Source organism: Paraburkholderia xenovorans LB400 (genome assembly GCF_000013645.1).
GTDB classification, from domain to species: domain Bacteria; phylum Pseudomonadota; class Gammaproteobacteria; order Burkholderiales; family Burkholderiaceae; genus Paraburkholderia; species Paraburkholderia xenovorans.
Map to the genome: position 1 here is coordinate 1,203,378 of NC_007951.1, position 19,657 is coordinate 1,223,034.

15 protein-coding genes are annotated in these 19,657 nt (G+C 65.1%); 8 read left to right on the forward strand and 7 right to left on the reverse strand.

Going from position 1 to position 19,657, the window contains the following annotated elements:
* Positions 1-183: 183 nt before the first annotated feature.
* On the forward strand, positions 184-1,611 hold the full coding sequence (otsA, locus tag BXE_RS05245) for an alpha,alpha-trehalose-phosphate synthase (UDP-forming) (RefSeq protein ID WP_011487349.1): 1,428 nt from the start codon (positions 184-186) through the stop codon (positions 1,609-1,611).
* A 184-nt stretch (positions 1,612-1,795) separates the two neighbouring features.
* On the opposite strand, the gene BXE_RS05250 is transcribed toward otsA, so the two are convergent.
* The 4 genes from BXE_RS05250 to BXE_RS05265 all read right to left on the reverse strand — a co-directional run bounded on the left by BXE_RS05250 (position 1,796) and on the right by BXE_RS05265 (position 5,560).
* A complete protein-coding gene (locus tag BXE_RS05250; RefSeq protein WP_011487350.1) occupies positions 1,796-3,220 on the reverse strand; it encodes an MFS transporter in 1,425 nt (474 codons plus the stop codon).
* A 136-nt stretch (positions 3,221-3,356) separates the two neighbouring features.
* A complete protein-coding gene (locus BXE_RS05255; protein WP_011487351.1) occupies positions 3,357-3,860 on the reverse strand; it encodes a YbhB/YbcL family Raf kinase inhibitor-like protein in 504 nt (167 codons plus the stop codon).
* Between the two features lie 194 nt (positions 3,861-4,054).
* Positions 4,055-4,501 carry a very short patch repair endonuclease gene (locus BXE_RS05260; RefSeq protein WP_011487352.1) on the reverse strand — a complete coding sequence of 149 codons (447 nt, stop codon included), beginning with the start codon at positions 4,499-4,501 and terminating at the stop codon, positions 4,055-4,057.
* An 87-nt stretch (positions 4,502-4,588) separates the two neighbouring features.
* Complete coding sequence (locus BXE_RS05265; RefSeq protein WP_011487353.1) at positions 4,589-5,560, reverse strand: GntR family transcriptional regulator; 972 nt, start codon at positions 5,558-5,560, stop codon at positions 4,589-4,591.
* Positions 5,561-5,817: 257 nt separating this feature from the next.
* Here BXE_RS05265 and BXE_RS05270 point away from each other — a divergent pair, with 257 nt between their 5' ends.
* The 7 genes from BXE_RS05270 (at position 5,818) to BXE_RS05300 (ending at position 13,246) form a co-directional block, all read left to right on the forward strand.
* Positions 5,818-6,678: a fumarylacetoacetate hydrolase family protein gene (locus BXE_RS05270; RefSeq protein WP_011487354.1), complete on the forward strand. Its 861-nt coding sequence runs from the start codon at positions 5,818-5,820 to the stop codon at positions 6,676-6,678.
* 1 nt (position 6,679) lies between these two features.
* Entirely contained in the window at positions 6,680-7,900 is a 1,221-nt protein-coding gene (locus BXE_RS05275; protein ID WP_011487355.1) for an alpha-hydroxy acid oxidase, read from the forward strand.
* A 31-nt stretch (positions 7,901-7,931) separates the two neighbouring features.
* Positions 7,932-8,696, forward strand: a complete 765-nt coding sequence (locus BXE_RS05280; protein WP_011487356.1) for an acetoacetate decarboxylase family protein — start codon at positions 7,932-7,934, stop codon at positions 8,694-8,696.
* A 16-nt stretch (positions 8,697-8,712) separates the two neighbouring features.
* Positions 8,713-9,462 (forward strand): SDR family NAD(P)-dependent oxidoreductase, encoded by a 750-nt coding sequence (locus BXE_RS05285; RefSeq protein WP_011487357.1) that lies wholly within the window; start codon positions 8,713-8,715, stop codon positions 9,460-9,462.
* A gap of 79 nt (positions 9,463-9,541) precedes the next feature.
* Entirely contained in the window at positions 9,542-10,843 is a 1,302-nt protein-coding gene (locus BXE_RS05290; RefSeq protein WP_011487358.1) for an MFS transporter, read from the forward strand.
* 78 nt (positions 10,844-10,921) lie between these two features.
* Positions 10,922-12,145 (forward strand): MFS transporter, encoded by a 1,224-nt coding sequence (locus BXE_RS05295; protein ID WP_011487359.1) that lies wholly within the window; start codon positions 10,922-10,924, stop codon positions 12,143-12,145.
* Between the two features lie 237 nt (positions 12,146-12,382).
* On the forward strand, positions 12,383-13,246 hold the full coding sequence (locus BXE_RS05300) for an NmrA family NAD(P)-binding protein (protein ID WP_011487360.1): 864 nt from the start codon (positions 12,383-12,385) through the stop codon (positions 13,244-13,246).
* 174 nt (positions 13,247-13,420) lie between these two features.
* On the opposite strand, the gene BXE_RS05305 is transcribed toward BXE_RS05300, so the two are convergent.
* From BXE_RS05305 to BXE_RS05315, 3 genes are read right to left on the reverse strand one after another with little or no spacing between them, the layout of a single operon-like run.
* A complete protein-coding gene (locus tag BXE_RS05305) occupies positions 13,421-14,890 on the reverse strand; it encodes an efflux transporter outer membrane subunit (protein ID WP_011487361.1) in 1,470 nt (489 codons plus the stop codon).
* Positions 14,883-16,070 carry an efflux RND transporter periplasmic adaptor subunit gene (locus BXE_RS05310; protein ID WP_011487362.1) on the reverse strand — a complete coding sequence of 396 codons (1,188 nt, stop codon included), beginning with the start codon at positions 16,068-16,070 and terminating at the stop codon, positions 14,883-14,885. Before BXE_RS05310 ends, BXE_RS05305 begins: the two co-directional genes overlap by 8 nt.
* The gene (locus BXE_RS05315; protein WP_011487363.1) at positions 16,060-19,245 is read right to left on the reverse strand and encodes an efflux RND transporter permease subunit; all 3,186 of its coding nucleotides are present in this window, start codon (positions 19,243-19,245) and stop codon (positions 16,060-16,062) included. The genes BXE_RS05310 and BXE_RS05315 overlap by 11 nt, the downstream gene beginning before the upstream one ends.
* Between the last annotated feature and the right edge of the window lie 412 nt (positions 19,246-19,657).

Sequence of the window (19,657 nt, forward strand, 5' to 3'; positions counted from 1 at the left end):
CGGTTTCGTCAGATAAAACAGAAAAAATTTCTTCGTGGCAGAGCGGTGCCGCGCGCTTCTGCTCGCCGGTCACATTTGCACACATTTTTATTTCCAATATCTTAAAAAACGGCACGCGACTTGCATGCACCTTTTTGGCACATATCCGTATGCAACGAAACAACTGAACTAGGTGGAGCACCAATGAGCAGACTGATCGTGGTATCGAATCGTGTCGCGCCGACTCAGGAAGGCCGTCCCGCAGCGGGCGGACTGGCGATCGGCGTGCTGGACGCGCTGAAGGAAACCGGCGGAGTCTGGTTCGGCTGGAGCGGCGAGACGGTGAGCGAGCCGAGCGCTCCGGTGATCGAGAAACAGGGCAACGTGACGTACGCGACGGTGGGTCTCACCAAGCGCGATTACGACCAGTACTACCGCGGTTTTTCCAACGCGACGCTGTGGCCGACGTTCCATTACCGCAACGACCTCTCGCGCTACGACCGTCAGGAATACGCGGGCTATCAGCGCGTGAACGCGACGCTCGCCAAGCAGCTCAAGGAGCTGCTGAAACCCGACGACATCATCTGGGTTCACGACTATCACCTGCTGCCGTTCGCGCGCTGCCTGCGCGAGCTGGGCGTGAAGAATCCCATCGGCTTCTTCCTGCATATTCCGTTTCCGGTGCCGGAGGTGCTGCGCACCATTCCGCCGCACGAAGAACTGGTCAAGGCCATGTGCAGCTACGACGTGATCGGCTTCCAGACCGATGCGGATCGCCAGTCGTTCGTCGACTTCATCGAGCGTGGCCAGCACGGCACATCGAGCGAGGACGGCATGGTGCACGCGTACAACCGCTTCCTGAAAGTGGGCGCGTATCCGATCGGAATCTATCCGGACGCGATTGCCAAGGCCGCCGAGCAGTTCACCGACCGCAAGCCGGTGCGCAGCCTGCGCGACGGTATGCGCGGGCGCAAGCTGATCATGAGCGTGGATCGTCTCGACTATTCGAAGGGGCTGGTGGAGCGCTTTCAGGCGTTCGAGCGACTGTTGCTGAACGCACCCGGTTGGCACGGACGCGTATCGCTGGTGCAGATCGCGCCGCCGACGCGTGCGGACGTGCAGACATATCAGCGGATTCGGCAGACGCTGGAGGGCGAAGCGGGCCGCATCAACGGCCGGTTCGCGCAGCTCGACTGGACGCCGATCCAGTACCTGAACCGCAAATACGAGCGCAATCTGCTGATGGCGCTATTCCGTCAATCGCAGGTCGGTTATGTGACGCCGCTGCGCGACGGTATGAATCTGGTCGCGAAGGAGTATGTCGCCTCGCAGGATCCGGCCGATCCGGGCGTGCTGGTGCTGTCGCAATTCGCCGGCGCCGCCGAGCAGTTGCCGGGCGCGCTGGTCGTCAATCCGTTTGATCTGTCGCAGATGGCCGAAGCGCTTGAACGCGCTCTGTCCATGCCGCTCGCCGAGCGTCAGGCGCGGCATGCCGACATGATGGCGCCGATGCGAGAGAACAATCTGTCGGTGTGGCGCGATACGTTCCTTGCCGATCTGCGCAATGTCGCCACGGCCTCTTCGGTGACGGCCAAAGCGGTAAAGCTCGCTGACGTGACCGCATCGTCGTAGGCGGATCAACGGCCGCGCGGCTTGCACGAGTGCACGCCGCGTGTGCTGGTCACGTCATCGGGTAACAGCACAGATGGGCGAAAGACCGCAAGGGCGCGAATCGCATGATGCGGGACGCGCCCTTGTTGCATTGGCGCGTCCGGCAACGCGGATCGGGCGCTCAGGCCGCCTGCGCGTGGCCGCGCTACATGACGCGCAGCGTGCTGATGACCGCGGCGACGGCTGAAAAGCACGCGGCCACGTAGAGCACGATGGTCGGCCCGTGTAGCGGCGCAATGCCGAAGATCAGCGCGACCAGCGCCGCGCCGAGCGTCTGACCGGTCAGGCGCGCGGTGCCGAGCATGCCGCTCGCGCCGCCGCTGCGCTCGCGCGGCGCCGCGGACAGTATGGTGCGATTGTTGGGCGACTGGAAGATGCCGAAGCCCGCGCCGCACAAAGCCATGCGCCACGTGATCTGCATGACGTCCGGATGCGGGCCGAGCGTGGCGAGCAGAATCAGCCCGGCCGTCATGGCGGCGAGTCCGATGCCGCCCAGCCATCCCGAGGACACCTTGTCCGACAGCAGGCCCGCAATCGGCGCCGCGACGATGATCACTGCCGGCCACGGCGTCATGAGCAGGCCGGTATCCACTTGCGAGAATCCCAAGGTCTCCTGCAGCAGAAAGGGCAACGACACGAAGGCGAGCATCTGCGCGCAGAACGAACAGATGGAGGTGCCGATCGAAAGCGCGAACACGGGAATCCTGAGCAGATCGACCGGCAGCAGGGGTGCGGGCTGCGTCAACTGACGCCGCACGAAGAAATAGCCGATCACCACCGCGGCGATCACCTCGATCGCGACGTAGCCGAAGCGTTCGCCGTGGCCGAGTCCGTCGACGGCAAAAATCAGCAGGCCGAACACGAACGCGTTCATCACGGCGCTCAGGTAGTCGTATGGCGATTCGTGGCCGCGGTTCATCGGCAGCGCCTTGAAACCGCCGACGATGGCCGCGATGCCGATCGGCACGTTGATCGCGAACAGCCACGGCCACGAGGCGATGGCGAGCACGCCGGAAGCGACGGTCGGCCCGACCGCCGACGACACCGCGACCACCATCGCGTTGATCGCGACGCCGCGCCCGAGTTGCGTGCGCGGATAGATCATGCGCACCAGCGCCGTGTTCACGCTCATGATGCCCGCGGCGCCGAAGCCCTGAATCACGCGAGCGAGGGCGAGCGTCGACAGCGAAGTCGATAGCGCGCAACCCAGCGAAGCCAGCGTGAACAGGATCAGCCCGCCCAGATAGATGCGCCGGTAGCCGATGCGGTCGCCGAGCGAGGCGAGCGGCAGCAGCGAGATGGTGATCGCAAGCTGATAGGCGTTGACGACCCAGATCGAACCGGCCGCGCTGGCGCGCAGGTTACGCGCGATAGTCGGCAGCGCCACGTTGGCGATCGCGCTGTCGAGCACCGCGAGCGTGAGGGCGAGCGCAATGACCAGCATCGCCCAGTAGCGGTGCGGAACCGGCAGGCCCTGTTCGGTGTTGTCCGGAGTCGACGTGTCGGGGGCGAGTGTGTCGGCCGCTTCGTCGGGTACTGCGCCGTCCTTGCGCGATGGTTGTGCGTGCATCGATTGTTGGAGTTGTAGTGGTTGGCTCACGGGTCACGCGCCAGGTCGCGTGCGCTGCCCGTCGTCGTCGGGCGAGCCGGCGGCCGCAGCATTGATACCGGCGCCGCCTGCGCGCGCCGGCATCGCGTCTCGCGTGTTATTTGAGTTCGTAGAGGCCGGTGTGAGTGGTCGAGTCGAGTTCGTTCAGATGCGTCATGAAACGTGCCACCGCGTTGGTGGTATCCGCATTGATCGGCAGATGCGGCACGCGCAGCGCATGCAGACGGAAGATGTAGCGGTGCGCCTTATCGCCGCGCGGCGGCGCGGCGCCGCCGAAGCCGACCGTGCCGTAGTCGTTGCGCAACTGCAGCGCGCCGTGCGGCAGCAGCGAACCGTCCGGCTTGCCGGCGTTGCGCGGCAGCGAGCGGATGTCGGCCGGAATGTTCACCACGACCCAGTGCCAGAAGCCGCTGCCGGTGGGCGCGTCGGGATCGTGAACGGTGAGCGCGAAGCTTTGCGTGTCGGGCGGCGGCGCTTCCCACTTCAACGCGGGCGAGATGTTTTCGCCGTCCACGCCGAAGGCCTTGTCATGATATTCGTGGGCTTTCGGCATGAAGCCGTTGGTGGGAAATTCGTCGGACCAGAGACGGAATTCTGCCATGATGTGCCTCCCTTCTTGAGTGGTTCTGGGATGGTCGGGGCGGGCGGTCGTGCGCTTGTGTTGCAGCGCGGCGCGCCGCGCGGAAATGCCCCGAGTTAGCCAATCGAGTGTATCACCAGCAGGCTTCGGACCGCTTCCTGGCCGCTTCCTGGCCGCTTCTTCCCGCCGGCACCGCAAAGGGCTACAGGCGGCTTTCAGCCGCGCTCCTCGAAGCTCGGCGCGTCGCTGTTCAGCCACTCGACGAGCCGGTCCAGGACACCCTCGATATCGCGATTGGCGCCACGCAAAGCGCATTCCCACACCACGGCGACGCGCCAGCCGCTCGCGAGCAGCGCCGCGCGCACCTTCTCGTCGTTGCTGCGATTGCGGCCGATCTTGTCGCGCCAGAACTCCGGCCGCGTTTGCGGCCATTTGAAAAGACGGCAGTCGTGGCCATGCCAGAAACAGCCATGCACCAGCACGACAGCGCGGTAGCGCGGCAAGACGATGTCGGGGCGTCCCGGCAGATCGCGCGCATCCAGCCGAAAGCGGAAGCCCTGCCGATGCAGCAGGCTGCGGATCAGGATCTCTGGCTTGGTATTGCGGCCGCGTATGCCGGACATCATCCGGCTGCGCGTTGCGCTATCGACGATATCGACCATCTTCAATGCCTGTCAGATTCGCCGACGCACCGCGCCGCCCGGTTGCCGGCATCGGCAAGCGTACGCAAACGGACCCACGCGAGAAGTTCATAACCGTGTCAGGTAAGGCGGCAGTTCTTCGAGCGTTGCATTGGCCGCGCCTTCGAACCGCTGCAGCCAGCGGGCGTCCGCCTGCTTCAGATGGGCGTGCAGCGCGGCAGCGGCTTTCGCGGGCTTTTTCGCGAGCAGGAGGTCGTAGATGGTCCGGTGCTCGTTCAGCGCATCTTCGATCGATGTGAGCGGAATGCGCAGCACCGGATCGAACAGATAGCGCGTCGGCACGAACAGCATCCGCGTGCGCGCAAGCGCCTGCAGAATCTCGCCGTTCGGGCAGTGCGACAGCAAGCGGATATGCAGGTCGTGTTCCACCACGTCGGTATCGAAGCCTTCGCGCGGGAAGCCATCCAGCGCATCGACCACCGTCTCGCGCAACTGTTCGAGGTAGTCCGAACTCACGTGAGACGCCGCCTGCTGCAAGGCCTCCGGCTCCAGCAGCCAGCGCAACTCATAGAGATGATGCGTCTTGTCCGGCGTGATGCGGGTCGCGATCCAGCGGCCCATCGCGTCTTTCGCGACGAGCCCGACACTGTGCATGCGCGCGAGCACATCACGTGCGACCGTGCGGCTCACGCCGAAGTGCTCGGCAAGCCGTTCCTCGACGATCCGCACCGACACGAACATCACACGCGCGCATAGCTCGCGCTCCAGTTCGACGTAGATGCGCTCCCACTGCTGCACGGCGGCGATCTTCACTTCGTCGAGCACCGCGCGCTCGCGCGCGACACCGGGCTTCATCTTGCCGGCCACCTCGTAGCCGCGCCCGCTGGCTTCGTTGACGAGCCGCTCGTTGCACAGCGCCTGCAACGCATAACGCGCCGGCGAGCGGCTGATTCCGAAAGCTTTCGCGACCTGCGCTTCCAACAGCTTCTGACCGGGTGCAAGCCGGCCATCCGCGATCATCGTTTTGAGCAGTGCGTACGCGCGCTCCTGAACGGAATGCTTTTCAATGGTTTCTGACATGGTCTGAATAGGCGACGGCGCCGCGTGTCGGCGGACGCCACGGTTCCTGCAAACGCTCTGAATTTGCCACTCGTAATCGCGACCGGGCGGAGGTTGCGAAATGGTAGCCGATTTGTTCGCGATTCCGCGCGCGTTCCTGCCGCCCACGTCAACCCGGTCGCGAAAACTTCTCTTGACACTGCGTTGTCCGGTCGATTATCTTAAAAACGTACATTGCACACCAAGTACGTTATAGACAGAAAGAGACAGGAATCGAGATGAAACTGGTACGGTGGGGACAGCCCGGCGCGGAGAAGCCGGGCATGCTGGATAACGAAGGGCGGGTGCGCAGTCTGGTCGGCGTGATCGACGACTGGCACGGTGCGGCGCTCGCGGACGGCGCGCTCGCGCGCGTCGCGGCGCTCGATCCGCAAACACTGCCGGCGGTCGCGCCGGGCGAACGGCTCGGCCCGTGCGTCGGCGCGGTCGGCAAGTTCGTATGCGTCGGCCTGAACTACACGGACCATGCCGCCGAAGCGGGCATGGCGCTGCCGAAGGAGCCGATCCTGTTCCTCAAGGCGACGAGCGCGATCAACGGCCCGGCCGATCCGATCCGCATGCCGCGCGACGCGGTGAAGGTGGATTGGGAAGTGGAGTTGGGCATCGTGATCGGCAAGACCGCCAGCTACGTGACGAGAGACGACGCGCTGGCGCACGTCGCGGGCTACTGCGTGGTCAACGACGTCTCCGAGCGCGCGTTCCAGCTGGAGCGCGGCGGCCAGTGGGACAAGGGCAAGGCGGCGGACACGTTCGGCCCGCTCGGCCCCTGGCTCGTCACCGCGGACGAGGTGCCGGACCCGCAGGCGCTGCCGCTCTGGCTCGACGTGGACGGCGTGCGCCGCCAGGCCGGCAACACACGCGACATGATCTTCGGCGTCGCGGAACTGGTGTCGTACATCAGCGGCTTCATGAGCCTGCAACCGGGCGACGTGATCGCAACGGGCACGCCGGCCGGCGTCGGCATGGGCTTCAAGCCGCCGGTCTACCTGCAGGCCGGCCAGACCGTGCGTGCCGGGATCGCGGGCCTTGGCGAGCAGTCGTCGCCGGTGGTCGCGTTCCACGCGACAGCGCAGGCCTGACATGGCCGATACGATTACCTGTGTCGACGATCTGCAGCGGCTCGCGCGCCGGCGCGTGCCGAAGATTTTCTACGACTACGTGGACAGCGGCTCGTGGACCGAGTCCACCTATCGGGCGAACGAAACGGACCTCGGCAGCCTGAGGTTCCGCCAGCGCGTGGGCTGCAACGTCGAGGCGATCCGCACCGCGTCGACGCTGCTCGGCCACGCGTGCAGCCTGCCGCTCGCGCTTGCGCCGACCGGCCTCGCAGGCATGGTGCACGCGGACGGCGAGATCCTCGCCGCGCGGGCGGCCGCAAGGTTCGGCGTACCGTTCACGCTGTCCACGGTCAGCATCTGCTCGATCGAGGACGTGGCCGAGCAGGTCGCGCAGCCGTTCTGGTTCCAGCTGTACATGATGAAGGACCGCGATTTCATCGTCCGGCTGATCGAGCGCGCGCGCGACGCGGGCTGCTCCGCGCTCGTGCTGACGCTCGATCTGCCGATCCAGGGGCAGCGCCACAAGGACGTGCGCAACGGCCTGTCGGTGCCGCCGAAACTGAACGTGCGAAATCTGTCCACCATGCTGTCGCGGCCCGCATGGTGCGCGCGCATGCTGGGCACGCGGCGGCGCACGTTCGGCAATATCGTCGGGCATGCGAAGGGCGTATCGGACACGTTCGCGTTCGCGGAATGGGTGAGCCGGCAGTTCGACCGCAGCGTGACGTGGGACGACGTCCGCTGGATCAAGCGCCATTGGGGCGGCCGGCTGATCGTGAAGGGCATTCTCGACGCCGACGACGCGCGCCTCGCGGTCGCGGCCGGCGCCGATGCGATCGTCGTGTCGAACCACGGCGGCCGGCAACTGGACGGCGCGCCCTCGTCGATCAGCGCGTTGCCGGCGATCGCCGCGGCGGTCGGCAGGCAGACCGAAGTACTGATGGACGGCGGCATCCGCAGCGGCCAGGACGTGCTGCGCGCACTCGCATGGGGCGCGCACGGCGTGATGATCGGCCGTGCGTTTCTATACGGCCTCGGCGCGCTCGGTGAGGCGGGCGTCACGCGCACGCTCGAACTCATCCAGAAGGAACTCGAATCGACGATGGCGCTGTGCGGCATCACCGACGTCGCCGACGTCGGCCGCGACGCGATCGTCTCGCCGGCGCACGGCGCCGCGCCCGCGTGGCCCGAACCGGTCGGCCGGCGCGTTGGTGAAAGCAATCTTCCGGTGCTTGCTTCGTGAGCACCCCTTCATTTTTTCAAGGAGACATTTGATGTTCGGTAACTACAAGATGCACGAAGGCAGCGGTGTGAACCCGCCTTACTCGCCCGCTTATCCCGTCGAGTGGGAGTGCCCGTTGCGCACGCTCGAAGTCGTCACGCGCGTCGATCAGGCCAAGGTGCGCGAGCTTCTGAAGGACACGCCGTTCGAACTGGTGAACGACCGCGTGGCATTCCGCTTCATGCTGTCGCCGGGCCACACCCTCGCGGTGCATGCGGGCCAGATGTTCGATCTGATGGTGACCGTGCCGGTGCGTTACGAGGACCTCTTCACGCAGACGCACATCTTCATGTATTGCAGCGACCCGATGGGCATTGCCGCGGGCCGCGAACTGTTCGGCTACACGAAGAAGGACACGGACTACGCGTTCGATGAAACGGCGGACGGCAAGATAAGCGGCTGGGTGCGCCGCCGCAAGGTGCCGCTCGCGGATTTCAGCTTCACGCCCGATCCGGATGCGCCGCTCGTGCTGCTGACCGACGAGGCCGAGCAGCCCGCTGGCGAGATTCATGTGCGACGTCTACCCGATCCGTCGAAGCTCGGCATCGCGTATGCGGATGTCGTCTATCGCCGCACGCCGTTGCGCTACACCGAGCCGGTGCGCGGCCGCATCGACTGGAAGCTGCATCACAGCGCGTTCGATCCGATCGCGGACCTCGAGCCCGAAGTGCTGAGCGCGCACTTCATGACGTCGGACGTGTACGGCGGCGGCTTCGAAGTCGAGGATCGCCGGCTGCTGAAGCGCCTTTATCCCTGAACGGAGCGACGGGAACATGAGCACGGCCGACAGGAAAGTGGCGATCGTAACCGGCGCGGGCGGCGGCATTGGCGCGGCGGTATGTGCGCGGCTCGCGGCCGGCGGCTGGGCGGTCGTGCTCGCGGACCGCAGCGCCGGCACGACCGCCGAAGCCGAGGCGCGCTGCCGCGCGCTCGATGCGCCGGCGGACACGTTCGCGGGCGACGTGACGGATGCGGACTACGTGCGTGAGCTGGTCGCGTTCGCGCTGCGCCGTCATGGGCGGCTCGACGCCTTCGTCGGCAACGCCGGGATCGCCGGGCAGGTCAAGCCGCTCGCAGACTATCCGGACGACGCGTTCGATCTCGTGATGAACGTGAACGTGCGCGGCATGTTCCTGTGCCTGAAGCATGGGATTCCGGCGTTGCGCGAGCGCGGCGGCAGCTTCGTCGCGACCGCGTCGACCTCGGCGATTCGCGGTCGCGCGAACCTGTCCGCGTATGTCGCGAGCAAGCACGCGGTGCTCGGACTCGTGCGCAGCGCGGCGCTCGAATGCATGGGCAGCGGTGTGCGCGTGAACGCGGTACTGCCCGGTCCGATCCAGACGCCGATGATCGACGCGATCAACGACATGGCCGCGCAGCACGGCGGCGTCGCACGCGCCGCTCACGCGGCTTACGGTCGCCCGGAAGACGTCGCGAACACGGTCGCGTTCCTGCTGTCGCCTGACGCGTCGCATATGAACGGCGCCGCGCTCGTGGTCGACGCGGGCAGCACCGTGGCGTGAACCTGAGCTGGCCTCGCCGTCAGAACAGGACGCCGGCCCACCCGACAACCGATAACAAACAAATATGGAGACTTGCGTGATGGAATCGATCGCTCTCGCTGTGAACGAAACGCAGCGTGTCGCGCAGCACAAGAAGGCGCTCGTTGCCGCTTGTGTCGGCAACTTTATCGAGTACTACGACTTCGTGATCTACGGCTATTTTGCGTCCGTGATCGCGCGTCTGTTCTTTCCGGCCGACAACGAGGCCGCGAGCCTGCTGCTCACGTTCGCGGTGTTCGCCATCAGCTATGCGTCGCGACCGCTCGGCGGGCTGATCTTCGGGCACCTCGGCGATCGCTACGGCCGCAAGACGCCGCTCGCCGTCGCGGTGATGCTGATCGCGTGCTCGACCACGGTGATCGGCCTGTTGCCCACCTATAGCGCGATCGGGATCGCGTCGCCGATCATTCTCACCGCCGCGCGGCTGGTGCAGGGCATTTCTGTCGGCGGCGAGTATGGCGGCGCGACTTCGTTCATCGCCGAATATGCGCCGCCCGGCCGGCGCGGGTTCTATACCGGCTGGCAGACCTTCACGATCGGCCTCGCGTTGCTGGTGGGCGGCGCGGTGGCGTCGATCATCACCGGAGCGCTGTCGGCCGAAGACCTGCGCGCCTGGGGCTGGCGTCTGCCGTTTTTCGCGGGACTGCCGCTCGGTTTCGTCGGGCTCTATCTGCGGCTGAAGCTGGAGGAAACGCCGCACTTCTCGTCGGTGCAACAGACTGCCGAGATCGAGCGCACGCCGCTCGTGACCGGATTGCGCAGAGAGTGGAAGGCGATTCTGATCGGAATGGGGCTCATCGCCGCGCCCTCGGCGTGCATCTACATCTACTACATCTATTCGCCGACGTATCTGTCCGTGGTGCTCGGTTTCAAGCTCGCGGACGCGCAGCGCGCCAACCTGTATAGCCTGATCTTCTATTGCGCGCTACTGCCGGTCTTCGCGCACCTGAGCGACGTTGTGGGCCGTCGTCCGTTGATGCTCGTGAGTTCGCTCGCCATCATGCTCGTCACGTACCCGGCGTTTCATCTGCTCGATCCGCATGACTTCGGCAAGACGGTTGCGGCGCTATGCCTGATGAGCCTCGCGTTCGCGCCGCATTCGGCCACGGCGCTATGCGCGATGGCCGAGATCATGCCGACCAGACTGCGCTACACCGGGCTGTCGGTGAGCCTGAACATTCCGGTCACGCTGCTCGGCGGCACGGCGCCGTTCATTGCGACGTATCTCGTGTCGCGTACCGGCGATCTGTATTCGCCGGCGTGGTTCGTGATCGGCGCAGGCCTGTGCACGTTGGTGGCCGCGTATGCGTATAAGGAGACGCTGCATAGTGGATTGCGGTGAAGCGCCGGCGGCTTCAGCAGAGCTGTGAGAAATTGCCCATAATTGCGCGCAGTCTTCGAGCAACCGTTGGGACGTTTGATGAAAACAGCTTCTGTGGCACCGCACTCGCCGATCGCATTTCTCGCTGTAGCGCTGGCGTTCGCCATCAACATGACGGGCACGACACTGCCGACGGCAATCTATCGGTACTACCAACTGCAATTCGGCTTTACACCGACCGTGATTACGGTGATCTACGCCTCCTACGCAATCGGGGTGTTGAGTGCATTGCTGCTGATCGGCAACTGGTCCGATCAGCTTGGCCGCCGCCGCATGCTGCTCGCCGGGCTGTGTGCGTCTGCGGCGTCGGCGCTGACCTTCCTGCTGAGCGACGGATTGGCGCTGTTGATCGTGGGCCGTCTGCTGTCGGGCGTATCGGCCGGCATATTCACGGGCACCGCGACTGTCGCCGTGATCGAACTCGCGCCGCCCGAATGGCGCAGCAAGGCCATGCTCGCGGCCACTTCCTCCAATATGCTGGGCTTGGGCTGCGGTCCATTGTTAAGCGGCTTTCTCGTCGAACGCTTTCCCTGGCCGATGCAGTTGCCCTATGCGGTGCATCTGGCGCTGGTCGGTATTGCCGTGCTTGCCGTGGCCGGTGTGCCGGAGACCGCCGCGGTCCCGGCGCGCGTCAAGCTCGGCATCCAGAAAATCTCGCTTCCCGCCGAGGTGCGGCGCGCCTTCATTCCCGCGGCGCTGGCGGGGTTCGCGGGTTTCGTCGTGGTCGGGTTCTTCGCGGCCGTCGCGCCTCAATTGATCCGGGTGGTACTCGGGTTTCACAGCGGTATCGTGACCGGCTCGATCGTGTTCCTGCTGTTCGCATGCTCGGCGCTCGGGCAGATCGTCCAGACGCTCATGGCCGCCCGCTGGCGGCAACCGGCGGGCTGCATCGGGCTCATCGTGGGACTGGTATGTGTCGGCCTGTGCGTGCCCGAACGCTCGCTCGGCGCGCTTTTAATCGGTACTGCGCTGGCAGGCGTCGGGCAGGGCATCAGCTTTCGCGCCGGGTTGGGCGAGATCGCCGCCGCGGCGCCCATGCATCGGCGCGCGGAAGTGACGTCCAGCTTTTTTGTCGTGCTCTATGTGGCGATCTCGCTGCCTGTGATTGGCCTCGGCATCGCCGTGCAGCACGCGGACATTCAGCGCGCGACGCTGCTCTTCGTCGGTCTGACGATTGTTCTCGTGCTTGTCGCGTTGCTCCTGCTTCTGCTGATGCGCGGGCAAACGAACCGGGGGCGCAACGCCGAAGCGACCGGCAGGTGAACACGAGAGGTCTCGCCGCGCGGTCACACTCGCGGTAGCCAGAATCGGGGCCTCGGAGCTGTGAACCCGCACGCAGAAGCGATCGCATTGGTTCTATGGGAGGCCGACTCGTCGGCGGCCGTGGGCTGTGATGCTTAGTTGGCATATATGAAATGACATTCATGCTATTTGTGCAGAGCGACCGAGCCTTCACAATTCTCCTCGAGCGGTTCATGCCGCGTTCAACTGGAGAGCGAAATGTTTGCAATTACCGGTATCACAGGTCAGGTCGGCGGTGTGGTTGCCCGTGCGCTGTTGGCGGCGGGCAAGGACGTGCGCGCCGTGGTTCGCAGCGCCGCAAAGGGGGCTCAGTGGAAGGAGCAGGGTTGTGAAATCGCTGTCGCGGAGATGTCCGACACGCAGGCGCTGAGCGGCGCGTTTTCCGGCGTCGACGGTGTGTTCATTCTCCTGCCGCCGAACTTCGATCCGTCGCCGGACTTCGCAGAATCGCGCCACCTGGTCGGCACGCTGCGCGACGCATTGAAACAGGCGAACCCGCCGAAAGTGGTATGCCTCTCGACGATCGGCGCTCAGGCTGCCCAGCCGAACCTGTTGCAGCAGCTGGGATACATGGAGCAGCAACTGGGTTCGCTGCCGATGCCGATTGCCTTCCTGCGCGCAGGCTGGTTCATCGAAAACGCGGCGTGGGACGTGGAGCCCGCGCGCACGGCGGGCGTCATCCCCAGCTTCCTGCAACCGCTCGATAAACCGGTTCCGATGGTGGCAACCGCCGATGTCGGCCGGGTCGCGGCCAGCATGTTGCAGCAGGCGTGGACCGGCAAACGGATCGTCGAACTGGAAGGCCCGCGGCGCATCACCCCAAACGATCTGGCGAATACGTTCGCGCGTCTGCTCGGCAAGGACGTACGCATGGAGACGGTGCCGCGTGATACGTGGGAAGCGCTCTTCAAGTCGCAGGGCATGAAAAATCCTGTTCCGCGCATGCAGATGCTGGACGGCTTCAACGAGGGCTGGATCGAGTTCGAGACGCCGGACCAGACGATAAAGGGCAACGTGACGCTGGAAACGGTGTTGCAGTCGCTCATTGAACGGGTTGGCTGAGCACGTCTGGCCAGGCCGGCCAGGGTGACAGGACGGTAATCCGGACGACGGGATCCGGTAACGGCGTGCGCGCTACGATCGGTCGCTCATCTCTACGACGCGCGGGGCATCGCCCGCAGCGATACGAGACGCTTGCGCATGGCACGAAGTAGGAGTGTGGCGCGGCGCAAGGCGCTAGTTGGCGGCATGCTGCGTCGAACTCGCGACGAGTGCCGGCGTGGCAGCCACCCTCGCCAGTTCATCGCTCGACCATCCGCCGCCGAGCGCATGCAGCAACTGCACGTTCGCGCTGAGCTGGCGGGTCTGGATGTCGAGCAGGCTGCGCTGCGCGTCGAGCTGAACGGTTTGCGCCTGCACGACATCGAGGTAACCCACGGTGCCCTGGCGGTATTGACGGAGTGCCAGATCCACCGAGTACTGCGCGGCGCTCGCGGCGTCGCGTTGTTCTCCGAGTGCAGTGCCGAGGTAGGACAGCAAGGCCAGATTGTCTTCGACCTGCTGGAAAGCGGACAGCACCACGCCACGGTAACGTTCTCCGGCTTCCTCGGTGGCCGCTTTGGCGGCGTCGAGTTGAGCGCGGCGGTAGCCTCCGTCGAACACGTATTGCACGAGTTGCGGACCGATGGCCCAGAACAGGTTGGGTGCGCTCACGAGCCCGGCATACGCCGCGCTTTGCACGCCGCCTTGCAGGCTCAACGTGATGTCCGGGAAGTAGGCCGCCCGCGCCACGCCGATCTTCGCGTTGGCCTCCGCGACGCGCCGCTCCGCTGCGGCGACGTCGGGCCGGCGCTGCAGCAGTGTGGAAGGCAGGCCGGTCGGAATGGCCAGCAACGCAATCGCGGTGGTCTGCTGCGGCAGGCTGAATTCGGACGCGGAGGCGCCGACCAGTACGGCGATCGCATGTTCAATGAGCGCGCGTTGCGCCAGGTTCTGCGACAACTGCGACTTCGCCGACGACAACTGGGTCTGCGCGCGCGAGACGTCGAGGCCCGACACGATCCCGCCGTTGTGCAGGGTCTGCGTGAGTTGCAGCGCCTTCGCGTAGGCCGCCACTGTCTCGTTCAACAGATCGGTTTGCTGATCGAGGCCTCGCAAGCGGATATAACTGTCCGCCAGGGTGACTTGCAGGCTCAATTGCACGGAAGCCAGATCGGCCTTGGTCGCCTGCGCTTCATCCTTGCCCGCAACAACGGAGTCGCGCACGCGGCCCCACAGATCGAGGTCGTAATTGACCTCGCCGCCGAGCGTGACGGAGTTGTAGTCGTTGGGGCCTCCCGCGCGCAGCGGGCGATTGTCGGACTGGCGGTCGCGCTGCGGCACGGCGCTGGCGCTGATGGACGGGTACAGACCCGACTCGACCTGCGCCACGAACGCCTGCGCTTGCGCATAGTGCGCGTAAGCGGCGCGCAGATCGGTGTTGTTTGCCAGCAGGCTGGTTTCGAGTGTGTCGAGCTGGGCGTCGCCATACATTTTCCACCAGCCGTTGCGGTCTATCCGGTCCGCGGGCTGCGCGGCGGTCCACGGTCCAACGGTCTTGTATTGCGCGGCGACGGGTGTGGGCGGAACCTGGTATTGCGGGGCGAGCGAGCACGCTGACAATGCCATCACGCTCGCGAGCAGCGCTGGAAGTCGAACCTTAGCCATGAGCGGGCGCCTTCCTGTCCGTGGCGGCCGCGGTCTGCACGCTGTCGCCGTCGGCGAGTCCGTCGGGCGGCGTGTCGATCACGCGGTCGGTGGCGGCCAGTCCTGAAGAGATTTCCACGGAGTCGCCCAGATCACGGCTGATCTTCACCGTCTTGAACAGCACATGACCGTTGGCGGCCAGGGTGGCGACCACGGTTCCCCGGCTGTCGAACACGAGCGCGCTCGCCGGCACGCGTACGGCATGCGCGGCCGCGGGCAGCGTGAATTTCAGGCTCGCGAAACCGCCCGGCAGCAGCTTGCCATTGGAATTGTCGACCAGCAGTTGAACCAGCGTCGTACCCGAGCTCGAATTGACGGAGTCCGCCGCGGCCACGACGCGCGCGGTGAACTGCTGGTCGGGATATTCGGGCACCGTCAGGGTGGCGGTCGTGCCGTCGTGGATCGCGGGTGCGTAGTTTTGCGGCACCTGTACATAGGCACGCAACTGGTCGACCTTGGACACCGCGAACAGCTCCTGACCGGCGCCGCCGGTTCCTGCGCTCACCAACGCGCCGACGTCCGTATCGCGAGCCGTCACCACGCCGTCGAACGGCGCGACGATCCGAGCGAACGCCTTGGTCGCAACGAGACGATCGACGTTGGCCTTGGCGGCGGCGGCGATGGCCTCCTTCGCGGTGTAGTCGGCCGTGCGTTGGTCGACATCCTGCTGCGCGACGGAATCCGTGCCACGTAGCGCTTCCCAGCGTTTCGCCGTGGTGCCCGCCACCACGGCGTTGGCCTGCGCGCTTTGCAGATCGGCGCGCGCCTGCAGCAACTGCTGGTCGAGTTCGGGCGTTTCGATCTCGGCGAGCACCTGGCCCGCTTTGACCGGCGCGCCGATGTCGACGCTCCATGATTTCAGATAGCCGCTGACCTGCGCGAAAATCGGCGCCCGCGTGAATGCTTCAAGGCGGCCAGGCAGTTGCAGCGACGGGCCGTCGGCATCGCGCACGGGCTGAATCACGGTGACCGTGGGTACGGCCTGCGCATCGGTCCAACTCTTCAGCTTGCGGGCGTCTTCCGCTCGCAGCGTGACGCCGGCAATGACAACGCCGAGGACGACCAGCAGGCCAACAATGCCCGCGACGACAAGCGTGCGGCGCGACGGCGGGTGACTGGGCAACGTGGAATCAGACGACATGAGCAGGACCTCCCGAAACGGACGCCGGGGTAGCCGCGCGCCCGGGGCGCGCGTGGACGATACAGAAGATGACGGGGACGAGAAACAGCGAAGCCGTGGTGGCGAACAGCAGGCCGCCGATCACGGCGCGGCCGAGCGGCGCGTTCTGCTCGCCGCCTTCGCCGAGGGCCAGTGCCATCGGCGCCATACCGATGATCATCGACAACGCGGTCATCAGCACCGGGCGAAAACGCGTGAAGCCCGCTTCGAGCGCGGCCTTGAACGGGTCGCCATGCACGGCGAGACGTTCGCGGCAAAAGCTGACCACGAGAATCGAGTTGGCCGTCGCCACGCCCATGCACATGATCGCCCCTGTCAGCGCGGGGACCGAGAGCGTCGTATGGGTCGCGAACAGCATCCACACGATGCCCGCCAGCGCGGCCGGCAAGGCGGTCACGATCACGAACGGGTCGGCCCACGACTGGAAGTTGACGACGATCAGCAGATAGATCAGCACGACCGCGCCGAGCAGACCGAACAGCATGCCCGTAAAGGCGCTGTTCATGGTCTGCACCTGGCCGAGCAGCGCGACCGTCGAGCCCTTGGGCAACGTGCCGGCGTTTTCGTGCACGATGCGCTGGATATCGGCGGAGACGGCGCCCAGGTCGCGGTCCTGAGTGGTCGCGAAGATCTCGACCATCGGCTGGATGTTGTACTGGCTGACCACCTCGTTGCTGCTGGTGCGCTCGACCGTTGCGAGGCCGCCGAGGATCTGCGCGGCGCCGCCGGTGCTGGCGGTGATCGGCAGGTTCTGCAGCGCGGAGAGCGAATCGAGGCTGTATTGCGGCGTTTGCATGACGATCGGATACGACACGCCGTTTGCGTTGTTCAACCAGAAGGTCGGCGCCACCTGGCTCGAACCCGCGAGGTTCACCACCATGCTGTTGGTTACGTCGCGCTCGGTGATGCCGAGCAATTGCGCGCGGGTGCGGTCCACGTCCACATTGAAGGTCGGATTGGCGTGAGACTGCGCGATCCGCGCATCGACCACGCCCGGCACGTCCCGAACCTGGCGCAGCAGCCGGTCCGCATAGGCGTAGTTGGCATCCAGATTGTTGCCGCGGATCTGCAGATCGATCGGCGCGGGTGAGCCGAAGTTCAGGATCTGGCTGATGATGTCGGCCGGCGGGAACGAGAACGTGACGCCCGGAAATTCGCGCGGCAAGCGCTCGCGCATGAGGCGGATATATTCATCGGTGGGGCGGTGGCCTTCGTTCAGCGCGATCTGGATGTCGCCGTCCTGCGAGCCGACCGTGCCGGTGTTGTTGTACGCGGTGTTGATGCCGCTGACAGGCAGGCCCATGTTGTCGACCACGGTGCCCAGATCAGCCGGCGGAATGATCCGCCGAATCGCGTCCTCGACGTTCGCAAAGATCTGCGCGGTTTTTTCGACGCGAACGCCGACGGGCGCACGCACGTGAAGCAGGATCTGGCCGGCATCCACCGTGGGGAAGAAGTTGCGGCCGAGAAACGGCACGAGCGCGAACGAGAGGAGCACGAAGCAGAGAAAGCCGGCAACGAACCGGCGCCGGTGCGTCAGCGCGAGTTCCAGCAAGCCGTGATAGCGGGTGCGTATCTTTTCGAAGCGTGCTTCGAAGCCGCGCTGAAAACGTCCGAGCGGACCCGGGCGGTTCTCTTCATGCTCGCCGTGCGCATGCGGCTTCAACAGATACTTGGCCATTGTCGGCACGAGCGTTCGCGACAGAAAGAACGACGAGATCATCGCGAAGATGACGGCCTCGGCCATCGGCACGAACAGGAACCGCGCGACGCCTTGCAGGAAGAACATCGGCACGAACACGATGCAGATGCACAGCAGCGAGACGAACGCCGGCGTGACGATCTGCGCGGCGCCGTCGAGAATCGCCGTCTCGACTTCCTTGCCATGCTCGAGGTGCCAGTTGATGTTCTCGATCGTCACCGTTGCGTCGTCCACCAGAATCCCCACCGCCAGCGCGAGTCCGCCGAGCGTCATGATGTTCAGCGTCTCGCCGAGCGCCGACAGTGTCGCGATGGAGCCGAGAATGGCAAGCGGGATCGAGGTGGCGATGATGAGGGTCGAGCGCCAGCTGCCGAGGAACAGCAGGATCATCAGGCTCGTGAGCACGGCCGCGATCACCCCTTCGCGCGCCACGCCGGTGATGGCCGCCCGCACGAACAGCGACTGGTCGCCGATCGGATCGATCTGCAGCGCGTCGGGCCATGACGCCTTGCCGGCGGCGATCTGTTGTTTGACGCCGGAGATGATGCCGAGCGTGGACACGGAGCCGTTCTTGAGCACGGACATCAGCACCGAACGGTGACCGTCCACGTGAACGATATTGGTCTGCGGCGGGCTGCCGTCGCGCACGTTGGCAATGTCGCGAATGTAGACGGTCGTGCCGTTGACTGCCTTGACCGGCAGATCGCCCAGAGCCTTGATCTGCGACGGCGCATTGTTCAGTTGCAGCGTGTACTCGTAGTCTCCGATCTTTTCGGTGCCGACCGGCGTGATCAGGTTCTGGCCGGCGAGCGCGTTGGCCACGTCCTGCGCAGACAGCCCGCGCGCCTGCAACGCGACAGGGTCGACGTCGATCTGCACCTGACGCGTTTTGCCGCCGAACGGGTAGGGAATCGATGCGCCCGCAACCGTTGTGAGAACCGGCCGCACCGCGTTCAGACCAAGGTCGCCGAGACGCTGCTCGGAGAGTCCTTTACCCGACAACGCCAGCTGGATGATCGGCACGGTCGACGCGTTGTAGTTCAGGATCAGCGGCGGCGTCGTGCCGGGCGGCAACTGCCGCAACTGCGTCTGCGCGACCGAGGTCACCTGCGCATTGGCCGTGCTGATATTCACGCCCGGCTGGAAGAAGATCTTGATGATCCCGAAGCCCGCTACCGATTCCGCCTCGGTATGCTCGACGTCGTTCACGGTAGTCGTCAACGTGCGTTCGAATGGCGAGGTGATCCGGCCCACCATCTGGTCCGGCGGCAACCCCGTGTACTGCCACACCACGCTGATCACCGGAATCCGGATGTCGGGAAAGATGTCGGTTGGCGTCTTCATCGCGGACAACGGTCCTATGATGAGGATGAAGATCGCCAGCACGACAAAAGTATAAGGTCGCCTAAGGGCAATACGGACTAGGCCGAGCATGGCAATTCCGGGACTGGGTGAAAAGTGACTGCGGCGGTGAGGACGTCAGCGCGGCCTACGGCGACTGCGGGCCGCGCGTTCGTGCGCGATAGGCACGCAAAGCGCAACCGGGGTAGCGGGCAATGAAAGCGTGGCGGGATGCCGGCCAGGGTTTCGAATCATCTGCATTCTTGATAAACACAACACGGCTTGATAACGATCGACATAAGCTTGCGCGAATCTTTCAACTGGCTCGCACCTGGCGAAGAAAGACGCTCGCAACAACGAAATAGGCCTTGGAAATACGTGCGAATGTGCCGCAACAAGTCCAAGCGCGAATGTACACAAAGGTAGAAATTGCTGCAGAACGTCAAAAGACGTTTTTTGGTTGCCGCATGCGGGTAGCAGCAACATTTGCCGGCGAGAAAAAGCG